Genomic DNA, 6,386 nt, shown 5'->3' on the forward strand with positions numbered 1-6,386 from the left:
TGTTCTTTATAATGTGCTGCAAGCACACTGTACAACGAAACAACGAAACAACGAATATATTAACTAAAAAGCCAAGCAAGGAATCAACCATGTTAACCATATATCACAACCCAAGATGTTCAAAAAGCCGAGAAACTCTGGCGTTGCTCAAAGAAAATACCAGTAAAGAAATTAAAGTGATTGAGTATCTTAAAGACCCTATCAATGAAGAAGAAATTGAAAAGCTGCTATCAATGCTAGCATGTTCACCAATTAAAATGATGCGTGTAAAAGAAGCCGAGTTTAAAGAGCAAAATCTTGATGGCGCAGATGATAAAACATTAATTTCAGCTATGGTGACAACACCTAAACTTATTGAACGCCCTATTGTTACTGATGGTAATAAAGCACTGATAGGCAGACCTCCCGAAAATGTTTTAGCGTTATGCTAAATTTATCGTTGTAAATAACACATGACAACTCAAAAAATATCTACACCAAATTTAAGAAAAATAGCGCTATTAGGTTATTTTTCTTTGCTTATTTTTATGCCTTTATGGTTGTTAGTACTGTCGCCTAGTGAGAGCTTAAGTACATTAACAACTTTAATATTATTTACTTTACCATTGCTTTTCCCTCTAAAAGGGCTTTTGCAAGGTAATCCATTCACTTATGCTTGGTCTAATTTTATTGTGTTAATTTACTTTTTACACTCATTAACAACTTTATGGGTGCTGCCAAGTGATCGCCTTTGGGCCATTTTAGAGCTTGTTTTTGCATCAACCATGTTTTTAGGTTGCAGTTATTATGCTAAATATAAAGGGCAAGAACTTGGTTTAAGTATTCGTAAGCCTAAAGAAGACAAATAGAAGCAAGTTGTTAAAACTCGCTTCTATTTATCTATCAATATTAATTTATTTTGCTATCCAAGAGGCTGAAGTGAGTATTTCACTGTCTCTTTTTGCTTTTGCTAAAAAGTGAGTACCAGCGACTATTTGACCAACACCTTTTGGCGTACCTGTCATGACAATATCGCCATCTTCTAGACTCATAAAACTTGAGAGTTGAGTCAAAATAACCTCAGGTTTGTACATCATTAGGCTAATACCACCAGCCTGAATTAACGTGTTATCAATTGTTAGTTCTAAACATAAATTATCGTCGATTGACTCAATAGCAACAAAATCACTAAAAACAGCTGCTCCGTCAAAAGCTTTAGCGCGCTCCCATGGTAGTCCTTTTGCTTTTAATTTGTTTTGTAAGTGTCGTTTAGTTAAATCTAAACCAACACCTACCGCTACAAAACTTCCTTTTTCGTACACAAAGCATAATTCAGCTTCGTAGTGTAAAGGCTCTTGATGAACCGCGTGTAAATTTTCAGCAATAGCCGAATTAGGTTTTAAAAATACAACCATTTCATCAGGTATTTCATTGCCTAACTCTGCTATATGATCAACATAATTACGACCAATGCAAATTATTTTAGATGGAGTGATCGTTTTTCCATCAAGGTTTACTGTTCTCATTGCCTACTCTTTTTAATTCATCAACAAGATGGTTTTAAGAGATATTTAAAACATCTTTAATAAAAGGAATTGTTATTTTACGTTGCTCTCTTATCGAGGCTTTGTCTAAAATATCAAGTGATGTTATCAAGTTCGACATAGTTCTAGATAAACGGTTGATTAAAAAATTAGCCGCTTCATCGCTCAGTATAAGACCTCGTTTTAACGCCCTAAACTGTAAAGCCATCACTTTTTCAGCATCACTGAGTGGTTTAAGCTGTTCGGTTAACCCCCAACTTAACCGAGAATGTAAATCAGGTAAGGTTAAGCCTAACTTAGCGACACTCTGGTTACCACTAACAAGTAAACGATTATTGTGCTCTAGCACTCTATTATAAAAGTCAAAAATAGCTTGTTGCCATACTTGGTTGCCCGCTATGAGTTGGATGTCATCTAAACAAATAAAATCTATTTGCTCGAGCCCATCTAACACCTCAACTGATAACTTTAATAACTCCGCACAAGATAAACACACTGAAGTTTTTCCAAGTTGTGAAGCATATGCACTGCTAGCATGGAGTAAATGAGATTTTCCAACGCCAGTTAAACCAAATAAATAAAAGCAATTTGGCTGACTTGAGCCTTGCTTTTCAGTACCTTTAACAAAAATATTAAGCTGACTTACTACGGTATTATTAGCGTTACTTAAATAGCTATCAAAAACTTCATCATCAGGCAATTGAACAGACAAAGCGAGTTGTGCTGTGTTTGTCATTATTTTCCCCAATTAAAAATTGGAACTAAAGGTTCATTACCTTCATCCAAGGCAAGCTGATTAAAATGTGCTAATGGGTCAATAATTTGAATAAGTTTATTATCGAGTTTAAGTGACGCGAGTAAAGCTTCTTTAGAACCAAGTAATTGCAAATTAAAACGCCTTGCACTACCCTTTGCGCTAACTAGCGTTACCGCTTTAACCGAAGATAAACCTTCTAAAAAGTGAAAAATATCGATATAAGTTGCTAACGAGTCAACATTGGTTACTTCAATAACAAAATTATTTTCACTGGTAGTAGATAACGCATAATACTGATAAATTAAATCAGTTATATCTGCTAAACCTTGCTGTAATAACGTTTGCGGGTCATTACCTTGATATTGTTGACTAAACTTCTGCTGGCCTTCAATTAAACTCCAGTCTAATAAGCTCCAGTCTAATACATATTTTTTTGCATTCACTTGAGACTCTGTGCACGGTAAATCACAATTATTAGTGTTTTCTGCTTTATTTTCATAATCAAACGTCACTAAGCTTGAGTTAGATAACCTAACGACAGCAATAGCTTCTGCAAAATAACGGCTAGACGCTTCCTTAATTGGTTGTTGAAATCGTCCCCACACATCACTTAATTTAATTTTATTAGCATCGGTTAAATCCATCAATGGCAACATAATAGGTAAACCACGCTGAGAAGAAAACTCACTAACAACAAACGGTAAATTAGACGCAGATGAATTGGATATTATATTACGAGACAAACCTTGCTCATCAACCAACCAAAGTAAAACTTGTGGACGTAAACTTCCCCATAAGGGTAAATTTGCTTCATGAAACAATTGATTAATTTTTTCTTGGTTGAAACTAGCCAATAAAAACAATTGTTTATTATTAGTTAATTCGTCTGCTACTTGAATCGATTTTTGTTGGTATCGATATTGGTTTAAATACGAATTATAGTTATTTAAGGCAGTTTTGATCAAAGCGTTGTCTAAAACACTTTTTTCCCCACCAACCTTGATCATAACAGCAGCTAACGCTTTTTTTAGCGCACGTGCTCTATCCTTACTATTTTGGGAGTCAATAGCAACACTGGCTTGATACAAATCTATTACTTCAACCGCTTTAGTGGCAGTAGAAGATAAAAAAGCAATAATAACAAACAGTAAAAAAGTAAATTTTTTAAACATATAAAGAAAAGCGAACTATTTTGTAAACCTGATACTATCATAATCAAACCGATCTTTACCGCCAAATAAAAATATTTATTTATTTGGGATAAAGATTTTGAGTATGTGTCCGTGCACTGGTAGAATACGCATCTTTTTAAACCTTAGATAAGTGTGATTTTACGCTTATGTGGGGTAACTTTCTATCGATAATTTTTTGAGGTTTCTCGTGAGCGAACAAAAACAATCTTTAAGTTATAAGGATGCTGGTGTTGATATTGATGCTGGTAATGCCCTTGTTGAAAACATTAAAGGTGCAGTAAAGCGCACTACCCGCCCTGAAGTTATGGGTGGATTAGGTGGTTTTGGTAGTGTTTGTCAATTACCAACAGGCTATAAAGAGCCAGTATTAGTTGCCGGCACAGACGGTGTAGGAACCAAATTACGCTTAGCTATTGATTTAGCAAAACATGACACCGTTGGCATCGATTTAGTTGCTATGTGTGTTAATGATTTGATTGTGCAAGGTGCTGAACCTTTATTTTTTCTAGATTATTATGCAACAGCAAAACTTGACGTTGCTGTGGCCTCTTCAGTTGTAGAAGGAATAGCAGAAGGTTGTATTCAAGCAGGCTGTGCATTAGTCGGTGGCGAAACAGCAGAAATGCCTGGCATGTATCATCAAGGTGATTACGATATTGCTGGCTTTTGTGTTGGCGTTGCTGAAAAATCAAGATTGCTTGACGGCACTAAAGTAGCGACGGGCGATCAATTAATTGCATTAGGCGCCTCAGGCCCTCATTCAAATGGCTTTTCACTTATTCGTAAAGTATTAGAAGTTAATAATACTGATACCAGCGAATTACTTAAGGGTAAAGCGATTAGTGAACATTTACTTGAACCAACAAAAATTTATGTAAAATCGGTATTAGCTTTATTAAAAGATGTTGACGTTCATGCTTTATCTCACATTACTGGCGGCGGTTTTTGGGAAAATATTCCACGTGTTTTACCTAACACAGCACAAGCGGTTATCAATGGTGAAAGCTGGCAATGGCCTGAAATTTTTAACTGGTTAAAAGACAATGGCAATATCACTGAACACGAAATGTATCGCACATTTAACTGTGGTGTTGGTATGATCATTGTCGTTCCACAAGATAAAGTACAACAAAGTATTGATATTTTAAGCGCTCACGGTGAAAAAGCATGGCACATTGGCGCTATTACTGACAAAGCTGATGGTGAAGAACAGGTTGTTTTTTCATAAGCTGACGTAATTTTGTCAAATATCAATAAAAAGGAACAACAATGTCTAGCCGAATAGTTGTATTAATTTCAGGTAGTGGCACGAATTTACAGGCAATCATTGATGCCTGTAAAGCTGAGGAGTATCCTGGTTCTGTTGTTGGTGTAGTGTCAAACAAAAGTGATGCTTACGGCCTAACTCGTGCCAAAAACGCCAACATAGCAACGATTGAACTTTCACATAATGATTTTGATAGTCGTGAAAATTATGATAATGCACTGATTGAGAAAATCGACCAATTACAGCCTGATGTCATCGTACTTGCAGGGTTTATGCGTATATTAACGCCTAATTTTGTACAACATTATCAAGGTAAGTTAGTTAATATTCATCCGTCTTTGTTACCTAAATATCAAGGCCTTAACACACATCAACGTGCTATTGATGCTGGCGATAAAGTTCATGGTGTTAGTGTGCATTTTGTAACTGAAGAATTAGATGGTGGACCCGTGATCTTACAAGCTAAAGTGCCTGTATTTGATGGTGATACCAGTGATGATTTAGCTGAACGTATACATGAGCAAGAGCATAGAATATACCCATTAGTGGTAAAATGGCTATGTCAAAAACGACTTTACATGCAAACGAAAGACCAAAATGAATACGCAATTTTGGACGGTAATACTTTACCAATTTCTGGATATGCGAACGATTAATAAGCTGTTAATATAAAGGTAACTTATGTTTGTTACCTTTATATTTTTATAGGATTATTTGTGTTGAAAAAATCGCCCTTATTTTTTTTATTCACCCTTTTATTACCTGCTTGTTTTGTTAATGCCGAAACAGTAGAGCAACTTGATAAAGGTAAACAATTTCTACCTCCTTTTACTGCGCATTATAGTATTTTACATAAGTCAGATGTTGTTGGCACCGCAGTGAGACAATTGAGCTATCAAGCTGACGGCAACATTAACTATCATTATGAAACCAAAATAGAATGGTTGATTTTTTCTCAAACGCGTAGCGAAACATCAATTCTTTCCATTCATAATAATCAAGTCATTCCACAACATTATACTTACACTCGTGAAGGTGCTGGTAAAGATAAATATTATGAATGGGTTTATCATGCCAATGACAACACCGCTCAAGATTTAGGTAGAAAACGTGATGTTACCCCGCTTGATTTTACACATAACCTTCAGGATAAATTAAGCTACCATTTACAGCACAGATTAAACTTAATTGATGATGCTAAACAGAAAGAATATATTTACTCTGTTGTAAATACCTCGGGCACTGTGTCTGATCATGTATACCAGTATGATAATGAAGAAGAATTAATTTTGCCGTACGGTTTAGTAAAAACTATTCGCTTTAAACGTGAAGTGAAGGAAAAAGAACGTATTACCTACGCATGGTTCGCACCAGATCTTGATTATTTATTAGTAAAACTTTATCAAGTTAAAGCAGGCAATAGCCAATTTGAAGCTCAGCTATCGAGTATTGAAATGAATGATGGCACAAGCCTAAAATAATACCAATTTGATTAAATTTCTTCCCAACTCAGAGCTTCATTAGCGAGCTTAGAACAAGGAAAATTGATTAAACATAGTTACTCTATATTTCTTCAATTTTGTGATGTTATCAGTTTGCTAATGAGCTCCCAAAGGGCGAGTTTAAAAGGCTTATATGCGGCGTTA

At 35.4% G+C, this 6,386-nt stretch carries 8 protein-coding genes; 5 read left to right on the top strand and 3 right to left on the bottom strand.

Features of this window, described 5'->3' with window-relative positions; genetic code table 11:
• Positions 1-89 precede the first annotated feature (89 nt).
• Together arsC and ACE1OF_RS18085 are read left to right on the top strand one after the other, a co-directional pair.
• The gene (gene arsC / locus ACE1OF_RS18080) at positions 90-431 is read left to right on the top strand and encodes an arsenate reductase (glutaredoxin) (protein ID WP_448896187.1); all 342 of its coding nucleotides are present in this window, start codon (positions 90-92) and stop codon (positions 429-431) included.
• 21 nt (positions 432-452) lie between these two features.
• Complete coding sequence (locus ACE1OF_RS18085; RefSeq protein ID WP_448896188.1) at positions 453-848, top strand: DUF2069 domain-containing protein; 396 nt, start codon at positions 453-455, stop codon at positions 846-848.
• A gap of 45 nt (positions 849-893) precedes the next feature.
• On the opposite strand, the gene ACE1OF_RS18090 is transcribed toward ACE1OF_RS18085, so the two are convergent.
• The 3 genes from ACE1OF_RS18090 to ACE1OF_RS18100 are packed head-to-tail and all read right to left on the bottom strand — an operon-like array spanning position 894 to position 3,452.
• Entirely contained in the window at positions 894-1,505 is a 612-nt protein-coding gene (locus tag ACE1OF_RS18090) for a fumarylacetoacetate hydrolase family protein (protein WP_448896189.1), read from the bottom strand.
• Positions 1,506-1,539: 34 nt separating this feature from the next.
• Positions 1,540-2,259, bottom strand: a complete 720-nt coding sequence (gene hda / locus ACE1OF_RS18095; protein WP_448896190.1) for a DnaA regulatory inactivator Hda — start codon at positions 2,257-2,259, stop codon at positions 1,540-1,542.
• Positions 2,259-3,452: a DUF2066 domain-containing protein gene (locus ACE1OF_RS18100; RefSeq protein ID WP_448896191.1), complete on the bottom strand. Its 1,194-nt coding sequence runs from the start codon at positions 3,450-3,452 to the stop codon at positions 2,259-2,261. Before ACE1OF_RS18100 ends, hda begins: the two co-directional genes overlap by 1 nt.
• 208 nt (positions 3,453-3,660) lie before the next feature.
• On the opposite strand from ACE1OF_RS18100, the gene purM reads away from it, so the two are divergent.
• From purM to ACE1OF_RS18115, 3 genes are read left to right on the top strand one after another with little or no spacing between them, the layout of a single operon-like run.
• Positions 3,661-4,701, top strand: a complete 1,041-nt coding sequence (gene purM / locus ACE1OF_RS18105; RefSeq protein ID WP_448896192.1) for a phosphoribosylformylglycinamidine cyclo-ligase — start codon at positions 3,661-3,663, stop codon at positions 4,699-4,701.
• A gap of 41 nt (positions 4,702-4,742) precedes the next feature.
• Positions 4,743-5,396, top strand: coding sequence for a phosphoribosylglycinamide formyltransferase (gene purN / locus ACE1OF_RS18110; RefSeq protein WP_448896194.1), 654 nt, complete (start codon positions 4,743-4,745; stop codon positions 5,394-5,396).
• Between the two features lie 60 nt (positions 5,397-5,456).
• Positions 5,457-6,221 (top strand): DUF3108 domain-containing protein, encoded by a 765-nt coding sequence (locus ACE1OF_RS18115; RefSeq protein ID WP_448896196.1) that lies wholly within the window; start codon positions 5,457-5,459, stop codon positions 6,219-6,221.
• Positions 6,222-6,386: the final 165 nt, after the last annotated feature.

Source organism: Colwellia sp. E150_009, from assembly GCF_053543955.1.